This is a genomic window from Pseudonocardia hierapolitana (assembly GCF_007994075.1).
Lineage (GTDB): Bacteria > Actinomycetota > Actinomycetes > Mycobacteriales > Pseudonocardiaceae > Pseudonocardia > Pseudonocardia hierapolitana.
On sequence record NZ_VIWU01000001.1, the window covers coordinates 6,792,988 to 6,818,283 of the forward strand.

Genomic DNA, 25,296 nt, shown 5'->3' on the forward strand with positions numbered 1-25,296 from the left:
CACGGGTCGTGAATCACGTCCCCCGGCGGCCCGCCTCTCGGCCGTCGATGATGGACCCCGTGACCCGGCACGTGTACGTCATGGCGATGGAAGCCGGCACCGGCAAGTCGGCGGTGGTGCTCGGCCTCGCGGAGGTGCTGTCCCGCCACGCCGGACGGCTTGCGCTGTTCCGCCCGCTCGTCGCCGCTGCCGAGCCGCCGGATCCGGACGTCGAGCTGATCCGCCGCCGGTACGCGCTTGCGCAGGACTACCGGAGCTCGTTCGCGCTCACCGCCGACGACCTGCACGACGCCGACCGGCCGGACGGGTACGAGCGCCTGCTCGCCCGCGTGCTGGACGGGTGCGCCCGCGTGGGTGCGGACGCCGACCTCGTCCTGCTCGAGGGGAGCGACTCGACCTCCGCCGCACCGCTCGTCGAGCTGGACCTCGACGTCGACACCGCGCGCAACCTCGCCGCGCCGGTCCTGCTGGTCGTCGGCGGGCGGGCCCGTTCCGCCGAGCAGGTGCTCGAGGCGGCGCACCAGGGCGTCGCGGTGCTCACCGATCGTGGGTGCTCGGTGTTGGCTGTGGTCTGCAACCGCGTCGCCTGTGACCAGGTGGACGCGGTGCGCGACGGGATGAGCGCGGCGGTGGGGGAGCTGCCGGGCGGCGTGCTGCCCGAGGTGCCGCTGCTCGCCGCGCCGACGGTCGCCGAGATCGCCGACCGGCTGGGCGCCCGCTCGGTCGTGGCGCCCGCCTCCCCGCGCGAGGTGGCGCGCGTCATCGTCGGGGCGATGGGCCTGCCCGCCTTCCTCGACCGCATCGCCGACGGCGACCTGGTGATCACGCCCGGGGACCGGGCCGACATCGTCGCGGGGATCCTCGCGGCGTGCACGTCGGCCGGGTACCCCTCGGTGGCCGGCCTCCTGCTCTCGGGCGGGATGGTCATCGAGCCGGTCCGGCGCATGGCTTCCGGGTTCGACGCCGCGGGCATCCCGGTTCTGGCGGCCGACACCGACACCTACGAGACGGCCACGGCGGTCCGCGAGGTGCGCGGCGCGATCCGCGTCGACAGCGCGCGCAAGATCGCCACGGCCATCGCCCTGTTCGAGGACCACGTCGACCACGAGCGGCTGCGGGAGCAGCTCGCGGTCGCCCGCCCGCGGCGGACGACCCCGCTGATGTTCCAGCAGCAGCTGCTGGAGCGGGCGCGGGCGCAGCGGCGGCACATCGCGCTGCCCGAGAGCGAGGACGACCGGATCCTGCGGGCCGCCGAGCAGCTGCTGCTGCGCGGAGTCGCCGACCTCACGCTGCTCGGCCGCGAGGACGAGGTGCGCGCCAGGGCCGCCGCGCTGGGGGTGGACGTCTCGGCGGCCCGGTTCGTCGACCCGGTGACCTCGTCGTGGCGGGAGCCGTTCGCCCGCGTCTACGCCGACCTGCGCAGGCACCGGGGCGTCGCGGTGCCGGTGGCGCTGGACCTGATGGCCGACCCGACCTACTTCGGCACGATGATGGTGCACCAGGGCCACGCCGACGGCCTCGTGTCCGGTGCCGCGCACACCACCGCCCACACCATCCGGCCGGCGTTCGAGGTGATCCGCACCGCGCCGGGGGTGTCGCTGGTGTCCAGTGCCTTCCTCATGTGCCTGTCCGACCGCGTGCTGGTCTACGCCGACTGCGCGGTCGTTCCCAACCCGACGGCCGAGCAGCTCGCCGACATCGCGATCTCCGCCGCAGGCACGGCCGCCCTGTTCGGGATCGAGCCGCGGGTCGCGATGCTGTCGTACTCGACGGGCGAGTCGGGCTCGGGCAGCGACGTCGAGCACGTGCGCCGGGCCACGTCGCTCGTGCGCGAACGCGCGCCCGAGCTGCCGGTCGAGGGTCCGATCCAGTACGACGCCGCCGTCGACCCCGGCGTCGCGCGCACCAAGCTGCCCGGTAGCGCCGTCGCCGGCCGGGCGACGGTGCTGGTCTTCCCGGACCTGAACACCGGCAACAACACCTACAAGGCCGTGCAGCGCAGCGCCGGCGCGGTCGCGATCGGGCCGGTGTTGCAGGGTCTGGCGCGGCCGGTCAACGACCTCTCCCGCGGTGCCACGGTCACCGACATCGTCAACACCGTCGCGATCACCGCGATCCAGGCGCAGCGCCCGGGCTGACCGGCCGGGTCGCCGTGCGGGGTTCGAGCCGGCGTCGCGGTGGGAACGGACGGGTATGGAGATCGATCTGACCGGGCGCACGGCTCTCGTCACCGGCTCGACCCAGGGCATCGGGTTCGCGATCGCGGCCGGGCTCGCCGCGGCCGGGGCGACGGTCGCGGTGAACGGGCGCAGCGCGGAGCGGGTGCAGGAGGCGGTGGAGCGGCTGCGGTCGGAGGTGCCCGGTGCCGAGCTGCGCGCCGCGGTCGCCGACGTGGCCGACGCGGAGGCGACCGCGGCCCTCGTCGCGGACCTGCCTCGCGTCGACGTGCTGGTGAACAACCTCGGGATCTTCGGCGCCCGCCCGGTGCTGGAGGTCGACGACGCGGAGTGGCGCCGCTACTTCGAGGTCAACGTCCTGTCCGGGGTGCGGCTGACCAGGGCGTACCTGCCCGGGATGATGGAGCGCGGCTGGGGGCGTGTGCAGTTCATCGGCAGCGACTCGGCGGTGGTGATCCCGGCCGAGATGGTGCACTACGGCGTCACGAAGACGGCGCTGCTGGCGGTGTCGCGCGGCTACGCGAAGGCGGCGGCGGGCACGGGGGTCACGGTCAACTCGGTGCTGGCGGGGCCGACGCACACCGGGGGCGTGGAGGACTTCGTGGCCGAGATGGTCGGCGCGGACCTGCCGTGGGACGAGGCGCAGCGGCGGTTCATGCGCGAGCACCGGCCGCAGTCGCTGCTCCAGCGGCTGATCGAGCCGGAGGAGATCGCGAAGATGGTCACCTACCTCAGCTCGGACCTCGCCTCGGCCACCACGGGTGCCGCCGTGCGCGTGGACGGCGGCTACGTCGACGCGATCGTGCCCTGAGCCCTCGGGCGCGCTACCCGGGATCGGCTCGAGTGGGATGCGCCGTACACCCGATAGGGTTCCCGAGCGGCTGATGCGGAGCTGGGGGGATGCGGCCCATGGGCGTTGAGCGTCAACAGTTGCCAGAGGATGCACGGGGCCCGTCCCCGGACGTCCGACGGGCCGGCACCGAGCGCGGCGGCATCGACCGGCGTGGCATCGAGCGGCGTGGCATCGATCGCATTCCCGTCGAGGAACGCACCTCCACGCCCGGAACGTTTTTCGTGATCTTCGTGGGGACCTCGGTCGGTCTGGGTGCTGTGGCGTTCGGCTGGGTCGGGATCACGTTCGGGTTGGGGCTGTGGTCCACGATCTCTGCGATCGCGATCGGGACGGCGGTCGGCCAGATCCTGCTGGTACCGCTGATTCTCATCGGTTCGCGGACCGCGACCAACAATGCGACGGCGTCGGGCGCGACGTTCGGCGTCCGGGGGCGATTCATCGGAAGTGCGATCGGCTTGGGGACCTGCCTCGTGTCGGTTGCGCTCACGGTGTGGACCAGCGGCTCGGCCGGCCTTGCGGTCGCGAGCCGGTTGTTCGGCCTGCCGGAGTCCCCGGCCTCCTACACCGGGGCGTATGCCCTGATCACAGCCATTGCGGTAGCGGTGGCCATCTGGGGATACCGATGGTTGGTGCGCTCCACCGCGATCCTCGCAGTCAGCGGTGGGATCCTGCTGATCCTGATGCCGGTCGCCTTCGCCGCCGACATCGAGTGGGACTACGCCGGCGGGGAGTACCTGCTGGGTACGTTCTGGCCGACATGGCTGTCGGTCGCGGCGACCGTCGGGGTTGCCGGGGCATTGGTCGTGTGCACCATTCTCGGGGACTGGTCACGGTACATCCGGTCGGATCGGTATCCGGCGCGGAAACTGGTGCCCGTCGCCTCCGCCGGAATATTCGTGGGCTTCGTGGTTCCTGCGACGGTCGGGGCGGTCGTATCCACTGCGTTCACCGACCCCTTCGCTCCTTTCACGGTCAGCCTGGCCGGGGAGTCCCCGTCGTGGTACACGGTCGTACTGCTGCCGCTCGCCGTCCTGGGCGGCGTGGGGCTCACGGCCTCGTCGCTCTACAGCGCCGGGCTCGACCTGGACGCGGTGGTGGTCCGGCTCACGCGACCCCGCGCCACAGTGATCATCGGGGTTGTCGCGGTCGCCTTGGTGTATGTCGGGCTGCTCGCGCCGAACGTCCAGGAGTCGATCTCCGCGGCCCTGCTGGTCCTCGCCGAGCTCAGCGCGCCATGGGCGGTGATCGTGGGGATCTGGTTCGTGCAGGCCCGCGGTCGGTTCCACGCCGACGACCTCCAGGTGTTCAACCGCGGTCAGACCGGAGGCCGGTACTGGTACACCGGTGGTTGGCGGATCCCGGCTGTGCTGGCGTGGGCTGCCGGTGCCATCGCCGGCCTGCTGACGATCCAGACGCCGCTGTTCGGCGGCCCGCTCGCGGACATCGCGAACGGGGTCGACGTCAGTCTTCTCGCCGCCTCCGCGGTGGCTGCACTGGTCTACGTCCTGCTCACGGTCAGGGCAGCGCCGCCGGCGGAGGACGGAGATCGCGGCTCACGGCCACAGGGCTAGGGTTCGGGCGTGGCGGTTGATGGGGACGGGGCGGTGGGCAGCCATGGCTGACGGCACGAACGGTCACGGGCAGGTGCAGCGCGACATCGACACCACGACTCCGCATTCGGCTCGCATCTGGAACTACTGGCTCGGCGGCAAGGACAATTACGAAGCCGATCGAGAGGCGGGGGACGAGTTCCTCGCGATCTACCCGGGGCAGCGTGACAAGGCGCGCGCGTGCCGGCACTTCCTGCTCCGGACGGTCCGCTACCTGGTGATCGAGCAGAAAGTGCGTCAGTTCCTCGACATCGGCACCGGTCTGCCGACCGCCAACAACACTCACGAAGTGGCCCAGCGGGATGCCCCGGAATCACGGATCGTCTACGTCGACAACGACCCGCTCGTGCTGGCACACGCTCGCGCACTGCTGACCAGCACACCCGAGGGCATCACCAACTACATCGACGCCGACCTGCACGACCCCGAGTCGATCATGGCGGAGGCGGGCAAGACCCTGGACTTCAGCCAGCCGATCGCGCTGCTCCTGATCGGGGTGCTCGGCCACATCCAGGACTACGACGAGGCACGGTCGATCGTGTCGCGGCTGCTGGGTGCGCTGCCCGCGGGCAGCTACCTCGTGCAATGCGATGGAGACGACACCAGCCCCGCGTACGTCGCGGCGCTCGAGCGCTACCGAGACAGCGGCGGCGTCCCGTACAACGTCCGTAGCCGCGAGCAGATTCGCGGGTTCTACCAGGGGCTGGAGCTGGTTGAGCCCGGCGTGGTGCCGATCCAACACTGGCGACCGGAACCCAACATCTTCGGCGAGCCCCCCGCTGTCGCCGAGTTCGGCGGCGTCGGTCGCAAGTCCTGACGAGAACCTCGACGTCGTTGGCTCGGGCTACGCAGTCGAGGACCGAACCGCGGAGCCGTCCGGTCTCGACGTCGTGGGAAGTGGTGGCGTGACGGCGTGATGGCGTGCCGGAGGGTGGGTCAGCCGGTCTCGGGCAGGGCTGCCTGTCGGCGGTACCTGCCCGGTGCGATCCCGACGTGGCGCTTGAACGCCTTGGCGAAGGCGAACTCCGATGAGTAGCCCACCCGGCCGGCGATGGTGTCCAGCGACACGTCCGACGAGCGCAGCAGGCGGCCGGCCAGCACCATCCGCCACCACGTGAGGTAGGTCAGCGGGGGCTGGCCGGTCAGCTCGGTGAAGCGCCGGGCGAACGCCGCCCGTGACAACCCGACACCGGCCGCGAGCGACTCGACGGTCCATGGATCGGCGGGCCGCTCGTGGATCAGCTGGAGCGCCCGGTGGACGACGGGATCGCCGATCGCGGCAGCCCATCCGGCGGGTGGGTCCAGCGATCGTGCCGACTCGAACCACGCGCGCACGATGTAGAGCAGGAGGGCTTCGAGCAGGGCGGTGACGACGGCATCCGAGCCCGGACGGCGCGTCTCCAGCTCGGTGCCGAGCAGGTCGACGGCGGCGCGCAGCGACGGGTGCCGCCCGACCCGTGCCGGGAAGTGGATGACGTCGGGCATCCCGAGCAGGAGCGGGTGGGTGTGCCCGCGATCGAGCTGGTAGGCACCGCACAGCAGCAGGGCCGTGCTCGCTTGCCCGCCGGTGGCGGCGGGGGAGGCGTCGGTGAGCGGTGACTCCGGTGGTGCGGGCGTGCCGAACTCGACGAGCGCGGTCGGTGGCACGTCGACCAGCGGTGTCGCGGGGTCGTCGCAGAGCCCGTGCCCGCGGCCGTTGGGCAGGAAGACGACATCGCCTGCGTGCACGTGGATCGGCGGGGCGTCGGGCGGCAGCACCCAGCACGAGCCCTGCAAGACGACGTGGAACCCCGCACTGCTGGACGGGAGGAACCGGAAGCCCCACGGCGCCGCCGCGAGGGTGCGCGAGGCATGGGGGCGGCCGAGCCGCATGACCGCGATCGCGTCGCTGAGCACGTCCACACCGCCACGGTACCGATCGACCCAGCACGGTGGACGATCGGACATGAAAACGAGCGTCCGTGGCATGGGAACGATCGCGAGGCATCCGTAGCGTGCTGGACGTGACCATCGGACTCAGCCTTTCCCCGACGGCGTCGGAGAACGCCGTCGATCACTACGTCGAGGTCGCGGCGATGGCCGCCGACGCCGGCGTCGGCGCGATCTGGATCAGCCAGTTCTTCGACGTCGACGCGCTCTCGCTCGCGGCGCTCATCGCCCGCGCCGTTCCCGACATCGCCGTCGGCACGGCCGTCGTGCCGATCTACCCGCGCCACCCGTTGGTGGTGGCCGCCCAGGCGCTGACCGCGCAGGCCGCCGGCCGCGGCCGCTTCCAGCTCGGCCTGGGACTCGGCTCCCCACCGCTTCTCGAGCACGTCTACGGCACCCGGGTGGTCCGTCCGATCCGCTACGCCCGCGAGTACCTGACGGCCCTGCGTTCCGTGTTCGAGACGGGCGAGGTCGACCTGCACGGGGAGATGCTGACCGCGGTCACCCCGATGCCCGTCGTCGTACCCGGCGCCACAACTCCACCGCCGATCCTGCTCGCCTCGGTCGGCACGCAGTCGCTGCGCCTGGCTGGCGAGCTGGCGGACGGAACGTTCCCCTACCTCGCGAGCCCGGCCACGCTCGCCGGGTCGATCGTGCCCACCATCTCGGCGGCCGCGGCGGCGGCCGGTCGCCCCGCACCGCGGATCGTCATGGTCGTGCCCGCGGTCGTCACGTCCGACGTCGACGGTGTGCGTGAGCGGGCCGCGGCGCACATGGCGTTCTACGACGATGTGCCCGCCGCCCAGGAGTCGGTGCGGCGCGAGGGCCTCGCACACGCCCACGAGCTCGCGGTGATCGGTGACGAGGAGACCGTGGCAGCGGCGATCGAGCGCTACTTCGCCGCCGGCGCGACCGAGGTGTCGATCGCGTACACCGACATCGGTACGCCCGAGGAGCAGGCGCGCACGATCGGCCTGCTCGGCGGGCTCAACCGGTCGCGAGCCATGGCGATCCCCGCCTGAGGGCCGGCTCGGTCACTCGCTCGGGCGGTCCTCCCGGGAGCGGAAGGTCCGGCGGTAGGTGCTGGGCGCGACGCCGAGCGCGGTGCCCAGGTGGAGCCGGAGCGACGACGCGCTGCCGATGCCGGCCCGCGCCGCCACGTGGTCGATGGGGATGTCGGTGGTCTCCAGGAGCCGGCGGGCCAGCTCGACGCGCTGCTGGGTGAGCCAGCGGTTGGGGCTCATCCCGACCTCCTCCCGGAAGCGGCGGGTGAACGTGCGCCTGCTCATCGTCGCGTGGCGGGCGAGGTCGGCGAGGCTGAGCGGGCGGTCGAGGTGCTCGAGCGCCCACGCCCGGGTGGCGGCCGTCGACGCCGCCGTCTCGGCCGGCACCGGGTGGTCGATGAACTGCGCCTGGCCGCCGTCCCGGTAGGGCGGGACGACACAGGCGCGCGCCGCGCGGTTGGCGACCTCGGCGCCGTGGTCGCGCCGGATGATGTGCAGGCAGAGGTCGATGCCGGACGCCGCGCCCGCCGAGGTGAGGATCTCGCCCTCGTCGACGAAGAGGACGTCCGGGTCGAGCCGGACCGAGGGGTGGTCGCGGCCGAACTCGGCGGTGTGCCGCCAGTGCGTGGTGGCGCGGCGCCCGTCGAGCAGGCCGGCCGTGGCGAGCACGTCGGCGCCGGTGCAGATCGACGCGATCCGCGGTCGGTCGCCGATCTCGCGGAGCGCGGCGGCGGCGACGGCGATCGCGCGTTCGTCGGCGGACGCGAGGTCGACGGGCGCGACGATCACCGTGTCGGCCTCACGGAGCGCGTCCGGCCCGTGCGGGACGACCACGGTGAAGTCCTCGGCGCTCGGGACGGGGGCGCCGTCGATCGAGCAGGTGACGACCTCGTAGAGCGGTGACCCGGAGGGATCGGTGGCCGCCCCGAACACCCGGCCCGGGATGCTGAGCTCGAACGGGAGCACGGCGGGGAGCGCGAGGACGGCGACGCGGTGCGGTCGGGCGGTTGGCATGGCCCGATTCTCGCGCATCATGGCTTCCGGGCCACTCGATCCCTCGCCCGAACGGCGGCACGGTGATCGTCATGACCTCCGACGCACAGCGCGCCACGATCGGCATCGGCTTCTTCCCCGCCAGCGCTCCGGCCGCCATCGACCTCGTCGAGCGGGCCGAACGTGCCGGTGTGAACACGGCGTGGCTGGTGATGCCACCACTCGGGCACGACACGATGACCGTCGCAGCGGCCGCACTCGCCCGGACCGCGCGGATCAGGGTGGGGACGTCGATCGTCCCCGCGTTCACCCGCCACCCGCTCAACCTCGCCACCCAGGCGATCGCCCTGGCCGAGCTGGCTCCCGGCCGGTTCCGCCTCGGTGTCGGCACCGGGAACCTCGCGGTGATGGCGAACGGGTTCGGCACGCCGATCACCCGGCCCGTCGCCCGGGTGCGCGAGTACGTCGACATCGTCCGCACCGCGCTCGGCACCGGCGAAGCCCGGCACGCCGGGGAGTTCCACACCGTCGACGCGAAGCTGCCCCACCCGGCGCAGGTCGAGGTCTCCCTCGCCGCGCTCGGCCCGCGGATGTTCGAGTCCGCAGGCGCGGTGGCCGACGCCGCGATGTCCTGGAACGTGCCGCTCGACCACCTGGACACGGTCGCCCGTCCCGCGATCGCCCGCGGCGCCGCGGCCGCGAACCGCCCGGCGCCGCCGATCATCACGCACGTGAACGTCATGGCGGGCACCGATCGGGAGGAGCTCCTCGCCGCCGGGCGGGCCGCCTTGCTCCCGTTCACCCAGAACGCCCAGTACACGGCGATGTTCGAGGCGGCAGGCCTGCCCGTCGGTGCGGACCGCGAACCGACGCCTGCCCTGATCGACGCGCTCGTCGTCGGAGGCGACGAGGCGGCGATGGCCGAACGGCTCGGTGAGCTCGCGGCGACGCAGGACGAACTGCTGGTCAGCCTCCCGTGGCCGGCAGGGGTGCGGCGTGACCAGGAGGACGCGGTGCTGCGCGTCCTCGGCGCCCTCGGCAGCGGCGATCAGGAGTCGAACCGCTCCGTGTGGACCCGGGTGCGGGAGACCCCGGCCGCGAGCAGGTCGGCTCGGACCCCGTCGACGAACCGCGGGCTGCCGCAGATGAAGTAGCGGGCGGCCGGATCGTCCACCACCTGCCCGACGTGGAACCGGCCCGGCCGGGTGCCCGGCACCGGCGTGGGGGAGCGGGTGACCGGTACGTAGCGGGGGCCCAGGTCGTCGGCGAGCTCGGCGCCGAACACCGGGCGGGCCCGGTGAGCTCGCCGTGGGAGTAGCCGGGCACGGTCGTGTCGAGCACGATCACCCGCAGCCCGTCCAGCCGCACGGTGTAGTCGTACGGCTCGTCGCCGGGCGCCTCTCCGAGCAGGTGTTCCCGTAGCTCGGGGCGGCTGTCGTGGTTGCCCATGACGTAGAGCGGTGTGGCGCCGATGCGCGCGGCCACCGGGTCGACGAGCGCGCTGAGGCGCTGGTAGGCGCCGGTTCCCCGGCTTCGGTGAGGTCACCGGTGAACAACATGGCGGCCGGACGCAGCTCGGACCGTTCGACGCAGCGTGTGCCGCGCGATCACGTGCAGATCGTCGGCCGCCTCGGTGAACGCGGACAAGGCGACCGGGATGAACGTCCGGCGGCGGGGCCGTGCAGAACATGAACCCCAGGTGTTCATCAGATGGCGGAGAAGTGGACGACGGATGAGCATGCGGCGCACTCGCTGGAATGGTCGCGCCTGGTGCGGGCGGGCCGTGCGACCCGGGGGGACGCTTGGCGGGTGGCACGGACGGCGGAGTTCTACGACGATCGTGATGCGCCGCGGGCCGACGGTGTGTTGCCGGCGGCGTTCGCGGTGGTGCGTGATGGTGTCGGGCGGGTGTTGCTGGTACGGCGGGCCGATGATCTGAACTGGGAGTTGCCGGGTGGGCGGATCGACGTGGGGGAGTCCGCCGTCGATGCGGTGGTGCGGGAGGTGGCCGAGGAGGCCGGTCTCGGGATCACGGTGACCGGGCTGGCGGGCGTCTACAGCGATCCCTCGCACGTGCTGGTGTACGCCGGTGAAGGGGTGCGCCAGCAACTGGCGATCTGCTTCCACGCCCGCCCCCGGGGGAGCGGCGAGCCGAGCGGCAACGGCGCAGGCGGCACGACCGGCGCAGGCCGGCGTCCCGGATCTCCTGGACGCAGCGCGGAACCGGCCACCGGGGTCCGCCCGGATTGCGTGGAGACGGTGGACGCGATGTGGGCGGAGCGGGGCGAGCTGGACCGGCTGGTGATGCACCCCGCCGTGCGGCGCCGGGTGAACGACGCCGTCTCCGCGCCGGGCCACGTGCATTTCGACTGATCGCATCTCGACCGACCGTGCCGACCCCTCGGCCTGTGGTTTCCGACAAAGGTGACCATCGCGGCGGCTGCGGCCTTCCATCGGGGGAATCGGCACGCCCGGTCGGAGCCGCCGACCCGTACCCGGCGTCGTCACCGTCAGTCGTGATGGATCCTGTGGCTCGTGTCGCGGCAGGAGTTCTTCCACGATCCGGGCGCGCCGCCCGCTGAGCTCGTGGCGCCGTCGGTGTTCGCCGCCGTGCGCGACGACCACGGCCGGCTGTTGCTGGTGCGCCGGGTGGACAACGGGAAGTGGGAGCTCCCCGGGGGCCAGGTGGACGTGGGGGACACGGCCGTCGGTGCGCTGCAGCGCGAGGTCGCCGAGGAGTCGGGCATCGTCATCGGCGTCCTGGGCGTCTCCGGCGTCTACACCGATCCCGGCCACGTCATCCGCTCGGTGGCCGGCCGGGTCCGCCAGCCGTTCACCGTCTGCTACCACGCCGAGCCCAGCTCCGGCTCCACATCTCCCCGGCCGGACCAGGTCGAGACCAGCGACGCGGCGTGGATCGACCCCGCGCGGCTCGACACCCTCCCGGTGCACCCGGCGATGCGGCTCTGGATCGGCGACGCCCTCGACCGCTGGCCCGGGAGATCCGTGGTTCGCTGACCTGCCCGCTGGGCAGACCCGTGCTGCCCCCGTCGCGGTACTGGCGGCACTGCTCGTGGTCGAGCTCCTCGACGGGAGGTGATCGCGGTCAGCTCGTGTGCACCGCGATCGCCTGTTCCCACACCTCGTCGCGGCGCAGCGGGCGGTCGATCACAGCGCGGAGCAGCCAGTCCACCCGGTAGTCCTCCGAGACGATCGACGGCCCGGCGTCAACGGGTACCTCGACGGCGAACGCGAGGTCCTTCGGCTGCCGTGGCCGCAGCTCCAGGGGGCCGCTCGCGGCCACCGTCGTCACGGAGTGTCGGACGGCGGTGCGCCCGCGCCCGGAGGCGACGGCGGTGTGCCGGACCAGCTCGATGCGCACGCCGCGGGCCTTCAGGTGGTCCTTCGCGACGAGCCGCACGGTCCCGCGCAGCGTGGTGCCGGGCGGCACGCTGCTGCGCGGGAGCCCGAAGAACGACACCGTGCACAGCGGCGTACCACCGCCCTGCCGAACGGGCTGCTCCGCAGGCATCGGAACCTGCGGGGCGAGCACCGCGATCGGCACTTCCACCGGGTCGGGGAAGCGGCCGGAACCGGTGACCTCGCAGCGCACCAGCCACAGCGACGATCCGCCCGGCCCCACGCTGGTCGGCGGGCCCCACCGCTCTTCCGGCTCGATCCAGCTGTCGTAGCTCTCGGGATCGGCGTCGTCCCCGGAGAGCGGGAAGCGCTCGTCGGCGCAGTCCTCCGGCTTCTCCGGGGGCACGATCCGCCGGGGCACGGGCAGCACGGCGGTGAGCTCACGGGCCAGGCCCCCGGCGAGGGCGTCCTCGGCCAGGACGTACTCCCCGGCGACCGCGCGGTCGTCGGTGTAGCCGCTGTCGCCGGTGGGATACCGGTCGATGTGCACGAGCGCGACCGAGCACTCGACGTCCTCGAGATCCTCGCGCGGGTTCAGCCGGACGAACGCCGTCACGGCGTCGCCCGGCAGGTAGGCCTGCCGGTCGGTCGCCAGCTCGATGTCGATCGCCCGTTCCCTCGCCACGGCGCCGCACCTCTCCTTCTCGATCGGCGTTCAGGGGCACTCACCGGGCGACTGGTCGCCGATCCGCCGTGCCGCGTTACGGATCTCCGCGTGAGCAGCGGGCGCGGGGTGCCGCCCGTGGCGAGCCCCGGTCCGGTCGTCCGCGCCTCCGCCGTGGCACCCGGCCGCGACGAGCCCGTGACCCGATCGACGGACCACCCGGATCTGTCGCCACTGCGGTGTTGCTGGTTGGCTGAGGCCGTCCCCGGTGCGGAAACCGCACGGAACGATCATCGAGATCCACTGGAGGCGGTGTGACGAGAGGGGCTTCCCTCCCGGCCTATCCCCGGTCCCGGCCGGGCCGGACGGGGCGACGATGATGCCCGCCGTGCTGTGGTGGTCGACGGTACTGGGGATCCTCGCTCTGCTCGCCTTCGACTACTTCTTCCACGTCCGCAGGGCGCACGTGCCAGGGCTGTCCGAAGCCGCCGTGTGGTCGTCGATCTACGTGGGGATCGCGCTGCTGTTCGGCGTCGGGGTGCTGATCTTCGGTGGCGGCGCGATGGGGGCGGAGTACTTCGCCGGCTACGTCACCGAGAAGGCGCTGTCGATCGACAACCTGTTCGTGTTCCTGGTCATCATGACCAGCTTCCGGGTGCCGCGCGCCGACCAGCAGAAGGTGCTGCTGTTCGGCATCACGATCTCCCTCATCGTCCGGACCGCGTTCATCTTCCTGGGCGCGACGCTGATCAACACCTTCGCGTGGGTCTTCTACGTCTTCGGGGTCGTGCTGCTCATGACGGCGGGCAACATCGTCACGCACCGCGACTCCGACGAACGGTCGGCGGACAACGTGATGGTGCGGCTTGCCCGCAGGCTCTTCCCCACGTCCGACGTCTATGACGGGGACAAGCTCTTCACCGTGGTGGACGGCCGCCGGGTCATGACGCCGATGGTGCTGGTCATGGCGGCCATCGGCAGCACCGACATCCTCTTCGCGCTCGACTCGATCCCCGCGATCTTCGGGCTCACCCAGAACACCTACGTGGTGTTCACCGCCACCGCGTTCTCCCTGCTCGGGCTCCGCCAGCTCTACTTCCTCCTGAACGGGCTGCTCGACCGGCTCGTCTACCTCTCCTTCGGGTTGGCCGCGATCCTCGCGTTCATCGGCGTGAAGCTGATCCTGCACGCGCTGCACGAGAACAACGTGCCGTTCATCAACGACGGCGAACCGGTGCCCGTCGTCGAGATCAGCACCGGTGTGTCGCTCGTCGTCATCATCGGCGTGCTGGTGGTCACCGTGATCGCCTCGCTGACCAGCGCGAAGGGGCGGGCGGTGAACCTCGTCGCCGCGGCGAGGCGGCACGCCACCGAGTACCTGACGTGCGAGACCGACCCCGCGGTGCGCGAGGACATCTTCCAGAAGCTCCTCGCCGAGGAGGCCCAGCTCCGCAGGCTCCCGGAGAAGTACCGGGCCCGCATCCGCGAGGAGGAGAAGCTCATGGCACTCCTGCGGCGCGCCCATGCCGATCACGAGGCCGCCGCGGTGGCGGGCCGTCGATCCTCGGGCTGAGCCCGCCGACCGAGCGGGGTTCAGGCGATCGCGACGAGCGCGGCGGCGCCGAGAGCGGCGAGCACGACGACCTTCACGGCCTCGAGGGCGATGTAGACCAGGTGATGGCGCGAGCGGGGCGCTTCTGTCCCGGTGTCGTCGCCGGCGAGCACCTGGTCCGACCGGCGCCTCAGCGCCGGGCGCAGGAACCCGAGCTGCACGCCGAGCAGCACGGCCAGTGCGGCCGCCATCCCGACGAGCGCCGGCGTGCGCGGACCGACGGCCAGGGCGACGCCGACCACGAGCAGCAGGGCGAGCTCGGCGCGGTTGAGCGCGGCGAACACGATGCGCCCGATCCCGAGGCCGAGGGGCACGGTGACCCCCGGAGCGCGGAACTTGAGCGGCGCCTCGAGGAACGAGATGGCCAGGACCATGCCGAGCCAGATGAACGCCGCCGCGGGCAGCACGATCACGAGGTGGGTTCCTTTCCGACGTGGGCGGGACCGCCGGGCGTCAGCGCTCCGGTCCGAGCACGGGCTTGATGTCGATCACCGGTGTGCCGTCGACGGCTTCGAGGTCGCGCACGTCGAGGGTGGTGCCGTCGATGCCGGTGATCGTGACGAGGTGCAGCCCGACCGGGTTGGGGCGGTCCTGCGATCGGGTCGAGAAGACGCCCGTCCGCGGCCTTGTCGCGTCGTCGCGGGGGTGCACGGACAGCACGCCGCGGTCGCCCTCGTGGAGCCAGGTCAGCACGATGACCGTGGCTCCCGCCGTGAGGTCGGCCATCGCCTCGGCCAGCTCGGGGCGCACGACGATGCGGGCGGGCGGCGCGCCCTCGTCGCCCTGCTTCGGCGCCGCGGCAGGATCGGTCAGCGGTGAGCGGACCCACCCGATCGGGCGCAGTTCGTACGTCTGCACCCTCGCCATTGTGCGGGATCAGCCCCCGGCGCCGGGGCTGACGGGCCCGACGTAGGTGCCCGGGTGGGTCGCGCCGTCCTGCCGAAGGACCGCCCCGCCCGGCCAGTCGAGGCGGGCCGAGCGGGTCTCGTCCGGCGGGGTCACGACGATCGTGGTCGGCGTCCAACCCTGGCCGTCCTGCGGCGGCAGCCACGTGATCGTGGTGTGCGCGGCGTGGCCCGGCGCGAGGGTGAACGACTCCGGGGTCCGCAAACCCGGCACCGGGGAGGCGTCGGAGGACCACCCGATCGGGACGGCCTGCCGGTCGTCCAGGGGCGTCGTCACAGGTGTTCTAGGTCACCTGCCATGGCGGTGATCGTGATCAATCGGGCACGCTGAAGGGGCACCGTAGGGGAGTATCCCGGCAACGGTGGCGCCGTCAGCACGGTGAGGGGCCCCGCGGCCAAGGAACTCCAATCACGCGGACCCCGAACCCGGCGCCATCGATTCGCGGTTCCGGCACGGGACCGCGAAGGGGAGAGACCTCGGGGCGGCTCGTTGCTGCCCGAGACCTGGAGGCTCCCCTTGAACGTGCCCGTCTGGCTGTGGTTCGCCACCATCGGCGGCCTGGCCGCCATCATCATCGCGGACTTGTTCCTCGTCGACAGCAAGCCGCACGCGGTGACGATAAAGGAGGCCACCCGATGGGTGCTCTTCTACGTCGCGCTCGCGGTGCTGTTCGGCCTCGGGGTCTGGTACTTCGCCGGTGGTACGTACGCCGGGGAGTTCTTCGCCGGCTACATCACCGAGTACTCGCTCTCGGTCGACAACCTGTTCGTGTTCGTGATCATCATGACGTCGTTCGCGGTGCCGGCGGTCCACCAGCACCGCGTGCTGCTGGTCGGCATCGTGATCGCGCTGGTGATGCGCGGTCTGTTCATCGCAGTGGGCGCCGCCGCGATCAACGCCCTGAGCTGGGTGTTCTACCTCTTCGCCGCGTTCCTGATCTACACGGCGGTGAACATGGTGCGGCAGGGCATCGCAGGCGGCGAGGAAGAGTGGACCGAGCCCAGGGTCGTCCGGCTGGTCCGGCGCGTGCTCCCCGTCACGGAGAACTACCACGGTTCCAAGACCACCGTCCGCATCGACGGCAAGCGCTGGGCGACCCCGATGCTCATCGTGATGGTCGCGATCGGGCTCACCGACCTGCTGTTCGCGCTCGACTCCATCCCGGCGATCTTCGGCCTGACCCAGGAGGCGTACCTGGTGTTCAGCGCGAACGCGTTCGCACTGATGGGTCTGCGCCAGCTCTACTTCCTGCTCGGCGGCCTGCTCAACAAGCTGATCTACCTGCCGTACGGGCTCGCCGTGATCCTGGCCTTCATCGGCGTGAAGCTCGTGCTGCACGCCCTGCACGAGAACGAGCTGCCCTTCCTCAACGGCGGTGAGCCGATCCCGGTGCCGGAGATCGGCATCGGGCTGTCGCTCTCGGTGATCGTCGGGGTGCTGGCGATCACCACGATCGCCAGCCTCGTCGCGGTGAAGCGCAACCCCGCACTGGCCGAGTGACCTGATCCAACCGGTACCGGCCGCTCCGGCGGCCGGTACCGGTGTCTCAGTGCCAGATGCCGGTGGTGGCGGTGTCGCGGGCGTAGTCCGCGAAGTCGCGGGCGGGCCGTCCCAGCACCTGCTGGACGCCGTCGCAGAGGTGCTCGTTGCGGCCGTCGAGCACCGAGGTGAACAGGTAGCTCACCAGCTCGACCTCGTTCCCGGGCAGCCCCTCGGCGGCCAGGGCCGCGGCGAAGTCCTCCACCGGGATCTGCGTGTAGCCGATGGAGCGGCCGGTGGCGGCGGAGATGGCGGCGACGGCGTCGGCGAAGCTGAGCAGGCGGGGACCGGTCAGCTCGTAGACCTGGCCGATGTGCCCGTCCTGGCTGAGCACCGCTGCGGCGGCGTCGGCGATGTCGTCGGCGTCCACGAAGGGCTCCGTGACGTCGCCGGCAGGCAGGTGCAGGTGGCCGGCCACGATGGAGTCGAGCAGGTAGCTCTCGCTGAAGTTCTGGTTGAACCAGCTGCACCGCAGCACCGTCCAGTCCGCACCCGATGCGGCCAGCGCCTGTTCGCTGGCCTGGGCCTCCTCCTCGCCGCGCCCCGACAGCAGCACCAGACGCCGTGTGCCGGCCTTCAGCGCGGTCTCGGCGAACGCGCCGATCGCCGCGGGTGCCCCGGGCGCGGCCAGGTCGGGGTAGTAGGACACGTAGGCGGCGTCCACGTTCTCGAGGGCGGGCTCCCAAGTCGCGGGGTCCTCCCAGTCGAACGGGACCCCGCCGGACCGCGAGCCGATGCGGACGGGCCGGTCCTGCGCGGTGAGCCGCTGGACGAGGCGCCTGCCGGTCTTGCCGTTGCCGCCGATGACGAGGGTGAGCTGGTCGGTCATGGTCGCTCCCTGTGAATCCGGTGCTGTGAATCCGGTGCTGTGAATCCGGTGCCGAAGTGGACGACTCGACGATCGCCGTCGACGGGATTGGCAACAACGACCAGGTGTGCAACGGTCGTTAACCCACAGGTTCACGGTGAGAGGTTCATGGTGGAGCGGCGCGACCTCGAGATCTTCCTGATGCTGGCCGAGGAGCTGCACTTCGGCCGCACCGCCGAACGCCTCCACGTGTCCACGGCCCGGGTCAGCCAGACGATCAGGAAGCTGGAGCGGCGGATCGGTGCGGCGCTGTTCGAGCGGACCAGCCGGCGGGTTGCCACGACCCCGATCGGACGCCGCCTGGAGGAGGATCTGCGGCCCGCCTACCAGCAGATCCTGGACGGCATCGACCGGGCGATCGCCGCCGGGCGCGGCATCGACGGCGAGCTGCGGGTCGGCTTCGTCGGCACCGCCGTCGGGCAGTTCCTGCACCAGGTGGCGGCCGCGTTCCAGGATCTGCACGCCGCCTGCCACGTCCAGGTCCTCGAAGCCCGCTACAGCGACTTCCTCGACCTACTCCGCGCCGACGAGGCCGATCTCGTCCTCGTCCCGGTCAAGGTCGCCGAACCCGACATCGCCACGAGCCCGGTCCTCTTCGACGAACCCACGGTGCTCGCCGTCTCGGCCCGCCATCCCTTCGCCCGGCAGGAGTCGGTGTCGCTGGAGGACCTGGCCCGCGACAAGGTGCTGCGGCCGCGCGCGTTGCCCGACTACATGGACGAGAGCCTCGTACCCCGGCGAACACCGGGCGGCAGGCCGATCGAGCGGGGCCCCGAGTTCGGCACCGTCCAGGAGATGCTCTCCCTCATCGGCGCCGGTCGGGGGATGTTCCCGGTCCCCGCGCACGCGGCCCGTTTCGACATCAGGCCGGACATCGCCTACGTCCCCATCCGGGACGGGCTGCGCAGGGAGCGCCGGTTCATCTGGCGGACCACGGCGGAGACGCACCGGATCCGGGCCTTCACCCAGGTCGCCCGCGACGTGGTCGCACGCTCCCCGAACCCGCTCCAGAACTGATCGATACGCTCCGCCGCATGGCGGAGGTCCTGTTCTTCCACCACGTCCAGGGCCTCACGCCCGGCGTGGTCGCGTTCGCCGACCGGCTCCGCGCCGCCGGGCACGCGGTCCACTCCCCGGACCTGTACGGGGGCCGCGTCTTCCCGACGATCGAGGAGGGTCTGGCGTTCACCGACGGCCCGGGGGCCCCGGATCTCGCGGGCCTGGCCGCCGCCGCGGCCGCCGACCTCCCGGCCGAGCTGGTCTACGCGGGCATCTCCGCAGGCGCCGTGCTGGCGCAGCGGCTCGCACAGACCCGGGCCGGGGCCGCGGGGGCGGTCCTCATGGAGTCCTGCCTGCCCGTCAGCGGCGAGTGGGCGATCGGTCCGTGGCCGGAGGGCGTCCCGGTTCAGATCCACGGCATGGTCGACGACGGGTACTTCGCGGGCGAGGGTGACATCGACGCCGCCCGCGAGCTCGTCGAGGCGGCCGGACCGACCGCAGAGCTGTTCCTCTACCCGGGGGACGAGCACCTGTTCGAGGACAGCTCGCTGGCCTCGTACGACGCCGCTGCCACCGAGCTGCTGACCGCGCGGATCGTGGACTTCCTCGGCCGGGTCCCGGGCGCCTGAGGCACCCGGCGCAGCACCGCGCCGCGCGGGTTGTTCACTGGGTCGGTCGCTGCGGCACGGCAGCGGCGCGAGCGTGTCGAGGAAGGTGTGCCCATGACCACGAGCAGCTACGACGTCATCAGCCCGGTCGACGAGAAGGTGCTGACGACCGTCGAGTTCTGCGGCCGCGAGGAGGTGGACGAGCACGTCGCGCGTGCCCAGCGCGCGTTCGGGCCGTGGCGCGACGTGGCGCCGGGCGAGCGGGCCCGGCTCCTGCGCCGCTTCGCCGAGGCCGTGGACGCCGACATCGAGAACCTCGCCCGGCTGGAGGTGCGCAACTCCGGCCACACCATCGGCAACGCCCGCTGGGAGGCGGGCAACGTCCGCGACGTGCTCGCGTACTACTCGGCCGCACCCGAACGGCTGACCGGCCGGCAGATCCCCGTGCCCGGTGGCGTGGACATCACCTTCCAGGAACCGCTCGGCGTCGTCGCCGTGATCGTGCCGTGGAACTTCCCGATGCCGGTCGCCGCCTGGGGCTTCGCGCCCGCGCTCGCGGCGGGCAACACGGTCGTGCTCAAGCCCGCCGAGTACACCCCGCTCACGGCGCTGCGCCTGCAGGAGCTGGCCCTCGAGGCGGGGCTGCCCGAGGACGTTCTGCAGGTCGTGCCCGGCACGGGCGGGGAGGCGGGCGAGCACCTGGTGACCCACCCGCTGGTCCGCAAGGTCGTCTTCACCGGCTCGACCGCGGTCGGCAAGCGGATCATGCGCCACTGTGCGGACCAGGTGAAGTCGCTGACGCTCGAGCTCGGCGGGAAGAACGCGAACATCGTCTTCGCCGACGCGGACCTCGAGCGCGCCGCCGCCACGGCGCCGGGCGCGGCCTTCGACAACGCGGGACAGGACTGCTGCTCCCGGTCGCGCGTCCTCGTGCAGCGCAGTGTCCTCGACCGGTTCATGGAACTGCTCGAACCCGCCGTCAAGGGCTACGCCGTGGGTGACCCGGCCGACGAGTCGACCGCGATGGGACCCCTGATCTCCGCGGACCACCGGAGCAAGGTCGCCTCGTACGTCGACGACACCGCTTCCGTCGCGTTCCGCGGCACCGCCCCTGACGGGCCCGGCTACTGGTTCCCGCCCACCGTGCTCGCCCCCGTCACGCAGGACGCGCGGCAGTGGCGGGAGGAGATCTTCGGACCGGTCATCGCCGTGATGCCCTTCGAGGACGAGGCGGAAGCCGTGGCGCTCGCGAACGACACGGAGTACGGGTTGTCGGGCTCGCTGTGGACCCGCGACATCGGCCGGGCGCTGCGCGTCTCCCGGGCGTGGGAGAGCGGCAACCTCTCGGTCAACTCGCACTCGTCGGTGCGGTACTGGACGCCGTTCGGCGGGTTCAAGCAGTCGGGGCTGGGGCGCGAGCTCGGCCCCGACGCGGTCAGCGCCTTCACCGAGACGAAGAACGTCTTCATCTCCACGGAGTGACCGGCGCGGCGTGGCGGCTCAGGACAGCACGCGGATCTGGAAGGGGTAGTCGTACGCGCGGTCGTCGGCCGCGCGGACGGCCCCCTTGATGTGGCACCAGGCCGACACCACGAACAGCACGATGATCAGCGGGATGCCGATGAGCGCGCCGACGACGGTGAAGATCAGCAGCCAGCTGACCAGGTAGAGCAGCCAGAAGCTCAGGTTGAAGTTGAACGCGCCCGCGGCTGCGCGGCGGGCGAACGGGTCGTTCTTCTGGGCCACCCACACGATCAGTGGCCCGAGCAGGCTGAGCGAGCCCGCGCTCAGCAGCGCCGCGATCGGCGCCGACAGGTGGGCGAGGATGGCCCCGATCCGGCTGCTCGCCGGCAGGGGCCGCCCGATCGGCGTGGTGTCGGAATCGCGCTGGTAGGGCTCGTAGGGCTCGTAGGGCGACGACATCGGGTCCTCCTCGGCCGGCGGTCTCCTCCCGTCAACGACCGGGCGTGACGGGTCGTGCCCGGCCGTAAGGACGCGGGTGGCCCCTGGCCGGATGCCGGCAACGCCATCGTGCCGACGTCAGGAATCCTCCACCACGCGATCCCCGCGGTGCGCCCCGTAGAACTCCGCCTGCCGGGCCATGATCGTGCGCATCGGGGTGCCCCGCGCAACGCCGTAGACCGTCCCGGGGAAGTCCAGCTCCCGCTGGACCTCCCACAGCTCGTCGTGCCGGTCGGGCGAGAACAGCTCGGCGGGGTCGCCGGCGGCGACCCAGCCGATCGGGACGACGGTCCGTGGCGCCAGCCGCGAGTTGACGTGCAGCACGCTGTTGATCCGCAGCTCCGACCCCGCGCCCGCGACCGAGCCGGGGAAGAGGGAGGCGCCGGTGGCCACGAACACCTCGTCCTCGACCCGTGCGCCGTTGACGTGGGCGTGCGGTCCGACCAGCACGGCATCACCCAGGACCGCCGGATGCGTGCCACGGCCACGGACCAGCGCGTTCTCCATGACCACGACGTCGTCGCCGACGCGGACCTCACCGTCTTCCGCGGTCAGCACGGCTCCGTGCAGCACGCGCGTGCGCTCGCCGAGCAGGACCGCGCCGCACACCACTGCCGAGGGCGCCACGTAGGCGGAGGCGGGGACGACGGGGCGACGGCCGCGGTGCTCGACGAGCATCGGTTGATGGTAGGCGCAGGCCCGCCCCGTCACTCCTCGAGCTCGGCCAACGCCTTGCGCGCCTGCTCCAGCTCGGCCTCCAGCGCCGCGACCCGAGCGGCGCGCTGTTCACGGGCGGCGTCGATGACGGCGTCGATGGGGGCGGCCAGCTCGGCGTGCAGCTCCTGCGCAGCCTTCGACACCGCCGTGGCGGAAACGGGCAGACCGCGGCTGAGCCACGTGTTGCCCTGCTTGAGCTCGGCCTGCCAGTCGCCGTCGGCGGTGCCGGTGACGGTCAGGGTGAGCTCGATCGTGCGGGTGGTGCGGGCGGCGGAACCCTTCGGCCGGCCGCGGCGCGGCTTGGCGGGCTCGGCGGCCGCGTCGTCCGCGATCGCGGTGGTGGCGGTGGTGGTTTCCTCGGGGCTGGTCATCGCTGGCTGTGCTCCCTCATGGCGGTGCGGCGGGTCGCCGGCGATCGTAGAACGCGTGTTCGACTCGCCCGTCAGCGGCCGGTCGTCGGACGAAGCGGCAGGTGCCACCGGCTGAGCGCTCCGGCGCGCGTTCTCACCCCGTCCGCTCGTGGACCTTGCGTCCGGCGAACCACGTCTGCTCGACGGCGGTCGCGGCGAGCTGGTCGACGGGGACGCTGAGGGGGTCGCGGTCGAGCACGACGAAGTCGGCGGACTTGCCCGGTTCGAGGGAGCCGGTGACGTCGTCGGTGCCCATCGCGCGTGCGGCTCCGAGGGTGTAGGCATGGAGGGCCTCGGCGACGGTGATCCCCTGCTCGGGCCAGAGGCGGCCGGGGATCGTGCCGGTGGGGTCGGCGCGGTCGACCAGTCCCTGGATGCCGTACCAGGGGTTCGGGGAGGGCACGACGGGCCAGTCGGAGCCACCGGCGATGAGCACGCCGGCGTCGAGGAGGCTGCGGTTGGGGTGCAGCTTCTCGGCGCGACCGCGGGGCACGCAGGCGCAGATGGCGTCGAAGATGACGGTGGGGAACCACAGGGCGGGGGAGATGTCGGCGACGACGCCCAGCTCGGCGAGGCGGGGCAGGTCGTCGTCTGCGATGTACTGGCCGTGGGCGATGTGGAAGGTGGGGCGCGAGTGCCCGGCGGCGCGGACGGCCGCGACCGCGTCCAGGGTCATGCGCACCGATGCGTCACCGGTGCAGTGGATCTTCGCGGACAGGCCCTGCTCGGCGACGGTGAGCAGCCAGCCGGTCAGCTCGTCCTGGCTCATCGTGGTCTCACCGCGCCACTCGGTGCCGTGCTCGTCGTCGGGCAGGTAGGGGTCGAGGAACGCCGCGGTCTTCGAGGTGGGGACGCCGTCCAGGAAGATCTTGACGAAGTCGGGCCGGTGGTGCGTGCTGCGGTAACCCTCGCGCCGGTCGATCAGGTCCTGCCCCAGCGGGTACGTGCCGAAGATCTTGTCGTTGACCTGCAGCGAGGTCACGACCCATGCGTCGAGCCGGCCGGTGTCGTCGAGGTGCTTCAGCGCCTGGAGCATCGCGAGCGAGGCTGCGGCGTCCTGGAAGGACGTGATGCCGAAGGAGTGCAGGATGTCGATGCCCCGTCGGCTGGCCTCGGCGTTCTGCTCGACGCTCGTGGGGGCCGACGCGGCGTAGGCGCGCTCCACCGGGATGACGGCGGCCTCGATGAGCAGGCCGACCGGTGCCCGGGTGGCGGGGTCGCGCATGACCGTGCCGTCGGCCGGGTCGGGGGAGTCGGCGTCGATGCCGGCGAGGGCGAGCGCGGCGGAGCTGACCCATCGGTTGTGGCAGCTGTCGTCGCGCAGCAGGACGGGGCGGCCGCTTGCGGCCTCGTCGAGCGCGGCGAGGGCCGTCCGGTCGGACAGCGCCGGGATGAGCGGGCTCCCCCAGCCGCCGCCGACCACCCAGGCGTCGGGGGCGAGCTTCGCCGACCAGCCGCGGATGGCGTCGAGCAGGTCTTGAAGGTCGGCGGCGGCGTCGAGCTGGAGCTCGAACAGGTCTGCCCTGCCGGCGGTCAGGTGGTGGTTGTGGACGTCCCCGAGGCCGGGCATGAGGAAGGCGCCGCCGTGGTCGACGACCTCCGGCTCGCCGACGACCCGGCCGAGCAGCTCCTCGTCACCGACGGCGGCGATCGTCCCCCCGGCCACGACCAGGACCGACGCCGCAGGCCGGGCCGGGTCGAGCGTGTGGATGCGGGCGTTGCGATGGACCTGGTCCGCGGTGATCGACATGGGTTCCCTTCGCGCGTGCAGCCGCACCAACGTACGCGGGAGGAACGGCCGGTCCGGCGGAAGCCGCGCTCCGGGACAACCGGCGTGCGCGCACGGACAACGCCGTCCTCAGGGCGCGCGGCGCTCCGTCAGAGGTGCTGATCGGGCTCGCGCTGCTCTCCGGCGTCGTGCTGTTCGTCTATCGCAGGCTCGCCCAGGACCGCCGTCGGCTGCCCCTGCGCGAGGGCTGACGCCGGGACGGTGGCGCGGCTCGGCAGCGGCTGGAATCCTCTGCGGAACCGCGAGGATCGGAGGAGATCGGTGCCGACGCCGCACGCCGAATCGTCCATCGCCGGCTTCGCCTCGTGGGGGAAGGCGGTCGCCTCGACGTTCCCGTCGCTGGAGCTGTCGGTCCACGGAAGCCGTGCCGCGTTCCGCGGTCGGGTGCGCGTCCAGCACGCGCCCGACGTCGTGCTGGGTGACGTGTCCGCCGGAACCGCGAACGCCGTCACCCGGAGCGCGGCGGACATCGGCCGCGAACGCACGCGGCTGTGCAAGATCTCCTTCCAGCTCGCGGGGCGCTCGGTGCTCGTCCAGCACGGGCGGCGCCGCGTCCTCACGCCGGGCGACATGGCCGTCTACGACGTGGACGCGCCGTACGCGATCGAGAACGACGCCGGGTTCCGCACCCTCGTCCTGATGGCGCCGCGGCGGCTGCTGGACCTGGACGACCGCCGGCTCGCCACCGCCGTCGGTTTGCGCCTCTCCGAACGCGACGGGCTCGGGCGGCTCGCCGGGCCGTTCCTGCGCGAGCTGGCCGAACGGCCCGACCACCTCGCCGGGCCGTGCGGCGGACGAACGGCGCGGACGCTCACGGACCTGGTGGCCGCGGCCGTGGTGGAGAAGTACCGGGAGGCGGGCCCGGACACGCCGCTGCGGCGGGTCGTCGGGTGGCTGGAGGAGCACCTGCAGGACCCGGACCTGTCCCCGGGGACGATCGCCGCCGCGAACTTCATCTCCACCCGGCGCCTGCACGAGCTGTTCCACGACGAGGGGACCTCGGTGTCGGCGTGGGTGCGCAGGCGCAGGCTCGAGTCGTGTCGCCGCGACCTGGAGAACCCGCGGCTGGCGGGCGAGACGATCGCGGCCGTGGCGCGGCGCTGGGGCTTCGTCGACCCCGCGCACTTCTCGCGCTGCTTCCGCGCGGAGTTCGGGATCTCGCCCCGCGAGCTCCGTTCGGCCGGGTAGGACCGCGCTCCGGAACCACCGGCGCGCACGCACGGACAACGGCTGGCGGCCGCCCGTCGCGGAGGATCGCGGGAGCGCAGCTCCTCGAGACGGGATCACCATGACCAC

At 72.3% G+C, this 25,296-nt stretch carries 25 protein-coding genes; 14 read left to right on the forward strand and 11 right to left on the reverse strand.

From position 1 onward, the window contains the following. The first annotated feature begins 59 nt into the window (after positions 1-59). The 4 genes from pta (at position 60) to FHX44_RS32065 (ending at position 5,457) form a co-directional block, all read left to right on the forward strand. Positions 60-2,138 (forward strand): phosphate acetyltransferase, encoded by a 2,079-nt coding sequence (gene pta, locus FHX44_RS32050; RefSeq protein WP_147259193.1) that lies wholly within the window; start codon positions 60-62, stop codon positions 2,136-2,138. A gap of 55 nt (positions 2,139-2,193) precedes the next feature. Then, entirely contained in the window at positions 2,194-2,988 is a 795-nt protein-coding gene (locus tag FHX44_RS32055; protein WP_147259194.1) for an SDR family NAD(P)-dependent oxidoreductase, read from the forward strand. A gap of 119 nt (positions 2,989-3,107) precedes the next feature. Beyond that, entirely contained in the window at positions 3,108-4,601 is a 1,494-nt protein-coding gene (locus tag FHX44_RS32060) for a purine-cytosine permease family protein (RefSeq protein ID WP_170309122.1), read from the forward strand. A gap of 43 nt (positions 4,602-4,644) precedes the next feature. Beyond that, positions 4,645-5,457, forward strand: a complete 813-nt coding sequence (locus FHX44_RS32065; RefSeq protein WP_147259196.1) for an SAM-dependent methyltransferase — start codon at positions 4,645-4,647, stop codon at positions 5,455-5,457. Between the two features lie 119 nt (positions 5,458-5,576). Here FHX44_RS32065 and FHX44_RS32070 read toward each other — a convergent pair whose 3' ends face one another. Next, a complete protein-coding gene (locus FHX44_RS32070) occupies positions 5,577-6,542 on the reverse strand; it encodes an AraC family transcriptional regulator (RefSeq protein ID WP_147259197.1) in 966 nt (321 codons plus the stop codon). A 101-nt stretch (positions 6,543-6,643) separates the two neighbouring features. Between FHX44_RS32070 and FHX44_RS32075 the strand changes: the two genes are divergently transcribed. Further along, complete coding sequence (locus tag FHX44_RS32075) at positions 6,644-7,591, forward strand: TIGR03564 family F420-dependent LLM class oxidoreductase (protein WP_147259198.1); 948 nt, start codon at positions 6,644-6,646, stop codon at positions 7,589-7,591. 12 nt (positions 7,592-7,603) lie between these two features. Here FHX44_RS32075 and FHX44_RS32080 read toward each other — a convergent pair whose 3' ends face one another. Beyond that, the gene (locus FHX44_RS32080; protein WP_246170708.1) at positions 7,604-8,587 is read right to left on the reverse strand and encodes a GlxA family transcriptional regulator; all 984 of its coding nucleotides are present in this window, start codon (positions 8,585-8,587) and stop codon (positions 7,604-7,606) included. A 71-nt stretch (positions 8,588-8,658) separates the two neighbouring features. Here FHX44_RS32080 and FHX44_RS32085 point away from each other — a divergent pair, with 71 nt between their 5' ends. The 3 genes from FHX44_RS32085 (at position 8,659) to FHX44_RS32095 (ending at position 11,584) form a co-directional block, all read left to right on the forward strand. Beyond that, positions 8,659-9,720: an LLM class flavin-dependent oxidoreductase gene (locus FHX44_RS32085; RefSeq protein ID WP_147259200.1), complete on the forward strand. Its 1,062-nt coding sequence runs from the start codon at positions 8,659-8,661 to the stop codon at positions 9,718-9,720. Positions 9,721-10,375: 655 nt separating this feature from the next. Next, positions 10,376-10,939, forward strand: coding sequence for an NUDIX hydrolase (locus tag FHX44_RS32090; protein WP_212612746.1), 564 nt, complete (start codon positions 10,376-10,378; stop codon positions 10,937-10,939). A gap of 162 nt (positions 10,940-11,101) precedes the next feature. Further along, positions 11,102-11,584 (forward strand): NUDIX hydrolase, encoded by a 483-nt coding sequence (locus FHX44_RS32095; protein ID WP_147259202.1) that lies wholly within the window; start codon positions 11,102-11,104, stop codon positions 11,582-11,584. Positions 11,585-11,672: 88 nt separating this feature from the next. Here FHX44_RS32095 and FHX44_RS32100 read toward each other — a convergent pair whose 3' ends face one another. Next, a complete protein-coding gene (locus FHX44_RS32100; protein WP_147259203.1) occupies positions 11,673-12,611 on the reverse strand; it encodes a sporulation protein in 939 nt (312 codons plus the stop codon). Between the two features lie 355 nt (positions 12,612-12,966). Between FHX44_RS32100 and FHX44_RS32105 the strand changes: the two genes are divergently transcribed. Then, positions 12,967-14,163 carry a TerC/Alx family metal homeostasis membrane protein gene (locus FHX44_RS32105; protein ID WP_212612747.1) on the forward strand — a complete coding sequence of 399 codons (1,197 nt, stop codon included), beginning with the start codon at positions 12,967-12,969 and terminating at the stop codon, positions 14,161-14,163. Positions 14,164-14,183: 20 nt separating this feature from the next. Here FHX44_RS32105 and FHX44_RS32110 read toward each other — a convergent pair whose 3' ends face one another. The 3 genes from FHX44_RS32110 to FHX44_RS32120 all read right to left on the reverse strand — a co-directional run bounded on the left by FHX44_RS32110 (position 14,184) and on the right by FHX44_RS32120 (position 15,384). Then, positions 14,184-14,576 carry a hypothetical protein gene (locus tag FHX44_RS32110; protein ID WP_147261625.1) on the reverse strand — a complete coding sequence of 131 codons (393 nt, stop codon included), beginning with the start codon at positions 14,574-14,576 and terminating at the stop codon, positions 14,184-14,186. A gap of 79 nt (positions 14,577-14,655) precedes the next feature. Further along, complete coding sequence (gene tsaA / locus FHX44_RS32115) at positions 14,656-15,060, reverse strand: tRNA (N6-threonylcarbamoyladenosine(37)-N6)-methyltransferase TrmO (RefSeq protein WP_246170709.1); 405 nt, start codon at positions 15,058-15,060, stop codon at positions 14,656-14,658. An 18-nt stretch (positions 15,061-15,078) separates the two neighbouring features. Then, the gene (locus tag FHX44_RS32120; RefSeq protein ID WP_147259205.1) at positions 15,079-15,384 is read right to left on the reverse strand and encodes a DUF4232 domain-containing protein; all 306 of its coding nucleotides are present in this window, start codon (positions 15,382-15,384) and stop codon (positions 15,079-15,081) included. A 240-nt stretch (positions 15,385-15,624) separates the two neighbouring features. On the opposite strand from FHX44_RS32120, the gene FHX44_RS32125 reads away from it, so the two are divergent. After that, positions 15,625-16,608: a TerC family protein gene (locus FHX44_RS32125; RefSeq protein WP_147259206.1), complete on the forward strand. Its 984-nt coding sequence runs from the start codon at positions 15,625-15,627 to the stop codon at positions 16,606-16,608. Positions 16,609-16,654: 46 nt separating this feature from the next. Here the strand turns inward: FHX44_RS32125 and FHX44_RS32130 are convergent, their stop codons facing one another. Then, positions 16,655-17,476 (reverse strand): NAD(P)H-binding protein, encoded by an 822-nt coding sequence (locus tag FHX44_RS32130; RefSeq protein ID WP_147259207.1) that lies wholly within the window; start codon positions 17,474-17,476, stop codon positions 16,655-16,657. A gap of 147 nt (positions 17,477-17,623) precedes the next feature. Between FHX44_RS32130 and FHX44_RS32135 the strand changes: the two genes are divergently transcribed. The 3 genes from FHX44_RS32135 to FHX44_RS32145 all read left to right on the forward strand — a co-directional run bounded on the left by FHX44_RS32135 (position 17,624) and on the right by FHX44_RS32145 (position 20,604). Next, complete coding sequence (locus tag FHX44_RS32135; RefSeq protein WP_170309123.1) at positions 17,624-18,532, forward strand: LysR family transcriptional regulator; 909 nt, start codon at positions 17,624-17,626, stop codon at positions 18,530-18,532. A 17-nt stretch (positions 18,533-18,549) separates the two neighbouring features. Further along, positions 18,550-19,143 carry a dienelactone hydrolase family protein gene (locus FHX44_RS32140; RefSeq protein ID WP_147259208.1) on the forward strand — a complete coding sequence of 198 codons (594 nt, stop codon included), beginning with the start codon at positions 18,550-18,552 and terminating at the stop codon, positions 19,141-19,143. Between the two features lie 93 nt (positions 19,144-19,236). Next, on the forward strand, positions 19,237-20,604 hold the full coding sequence (locus FHX44_RS32145; protein ID WP_147259209.1) for an aldehyde dehydrogenase family protein: 1,368 nt from the start codon (positions 19,237-19,239) through the stop codon (positions 20,602-20,604). Between the two features lie 18 nt (positions 20,605-20,622). Here FHX44_RS32145 and FHX44_RS32150 read toward each other — a convergent pair whose 3' ends face one another. The 4 genes from FHX44_RS32150 to FHX44_RS32165 form a co-directional block, all read right to left on the reverse strand. Next, positions 20,623-21,045, reverse strand: a complete 423-nt coding sequence (locus FHX44_RS32150; RefSeq protein WP_147259210.1) for a DUF4870 domain-containing protein — start codon at positions 21,043-21,045, stop codon at positions 20,623-20,625. Between the two features lie 117 nt (positions 21,046-21,162). After that, positions 21,163-21,762 carry a gamma carbonic anhydrase family protein gene (locus FHX44_RS32155; RefSeq protein WP_147259211.1) on the reverse strand — a complete coding sequence of 200 codons (600 nt, stop codon included), beginning with the start codon at positions 21,760-21,762 and terminating at the stop codon, positions 21,163-21,165. A 29-nt stretch (positions 21,763-21,791) separates the two neighbouring features. Continuing rightward, positions 21,792-22,172 carry a DUF6319 family protein gene (locus FHX44_RS32160; RefSeq protein WP_147259212.1) on the reverse strand — a complete coding sequence of 127 codons (381 nt, stop codon included), beginning with the start codon at positions 22,170-22,172 and terminating at the stop codon, positions 21,792-21,794. A gap of 133 nt (positions 22,173-22,305) precedes the next feature. After that, positions 22,306-23,961 (reverse strand): amidohydrolase, encoded by a 1,656-nt coding sequence (locus tag FHX44_RS32165; protein ID WP_147259213.1) that lies wholly within the window; start codon positions 23,959-23,961, stop codon positions 22,306-22,308. Between the two features lie 300 nt (positions 23,962-24,261). Between FHX44_RS32165 and FHX44_RS32170 the strand changes: the two genes are divergently transcribed. After that, positions 24,262-25,188 carry an AraC-like ligand-binding domain-containing protein gene (locus tag FHX44_RS32170; RefSeq protein WP_147259214.1) on the forward strand — a complete coding sequence of 309 codons (927 nt, stop codon included), beginning with the start codon at positions 24,262-24,264 and terminating at the stop codon, positions 25,186-25,188. The last annotated feature ends 108 nt before the right edge of the window (positions 25,189-25,296 follow it).

Coding starts and splice junctions, on each gene's coding strand:
- FHX44_RS32145 (WP_147259209.1), top strand. CDS start 19,237: ATGACCACGAGCAGCTACGACGTCATCAGCCCGGTCGACGAGAAGGTG.
- FHX44_RS32160 (WP_147259212.1), bottom strand. CDS start 22,172: ATGACCAGCCCCGAGGAAACCACCACCGCCACCACCGCGATCGCGGAC.
- FHX44_RS32055 (WP_147259194.1), top strand. CDS start 2,194: ATGGAGATCGATCTGACCGGGCGCACGGCTCTCGTCACCGGCTCGACC.
- FHX44_RS32085 (WP_147259200.1), top strand. CDS start 8,659: ATGACCTCCGACGCACAGCGCGCCACGATCGGCATCGGCTTCTTCCCC.
- FHX44_RS32130 (WP_147259207.1), bottom strand. CDS start 17,476: ATGACCGACCAGCTCACCCTCGTCATCGGCGGCAACGGCAAGACCGGC.
- FHX44_RS32140 (WP_147259208.1), top strand. CDS start 18,550: ATGGCGGAGGTCCTGTTCTTCCACCACGTCCAGGGCCTCACGCCCGGC.
- FHX44_RS32110 (WP_147261625.1), bottom strand. CDS start 14,576: ATGGTCCTGGCCATCTCGTTCCTCGAGGCGCCGCTCAAGTTCCGCGCT.
- FHX44_RS32105 (WP_212612747.1), top strand. CDS start 12,967: ATGATGCCCGCCGTGCTGTGGTGGTCGACGGTACTGGGGATCCTCGCT.
- FHX44_RS32135 (WP_170309123.1), top strand. CDS start 17,624: ATGGTGGAGCGGCGCGACCTCGAGATCTTCCTGATGCTGGCCGAGGAG.
- FHX44_RS32155 (WP_147259211.1), bottom strand. CDS start 21,762: ATGCTCGTCGAGCACCGCGGCCGTCGCCCCGTCGTCCCCGCCTCCGCC.
- FHX44_RS32065 (WP_147259196.1), top strand. CDS start 4,645: ATGGCTGACGGCACGAACGGTCACGGGCAGGTGCAGCGCGACATCGAC.
- FHX44_RS32165 (WP_147259213.1), bottom strand. CDS start 23,961: ATGTCGATCACCGCGGACCAGGTCCATCGCAACGCCCGCATCCACACG.
- FHX44_RS32150 (WP_147259210.1), bottom strand. CDS start 21,045: ATGTCGTCGCCCTACGAGCCCTACGAGCCCTACCAGCGCGATTCCGAC.
- FHX44_RS32080 (WP_246170708.1), bottom strand. CDS start 8,587: ATGCCAACCGCCCGACCGCACCGCGTCGCCGTCCTCGCGCTCCCCGCC.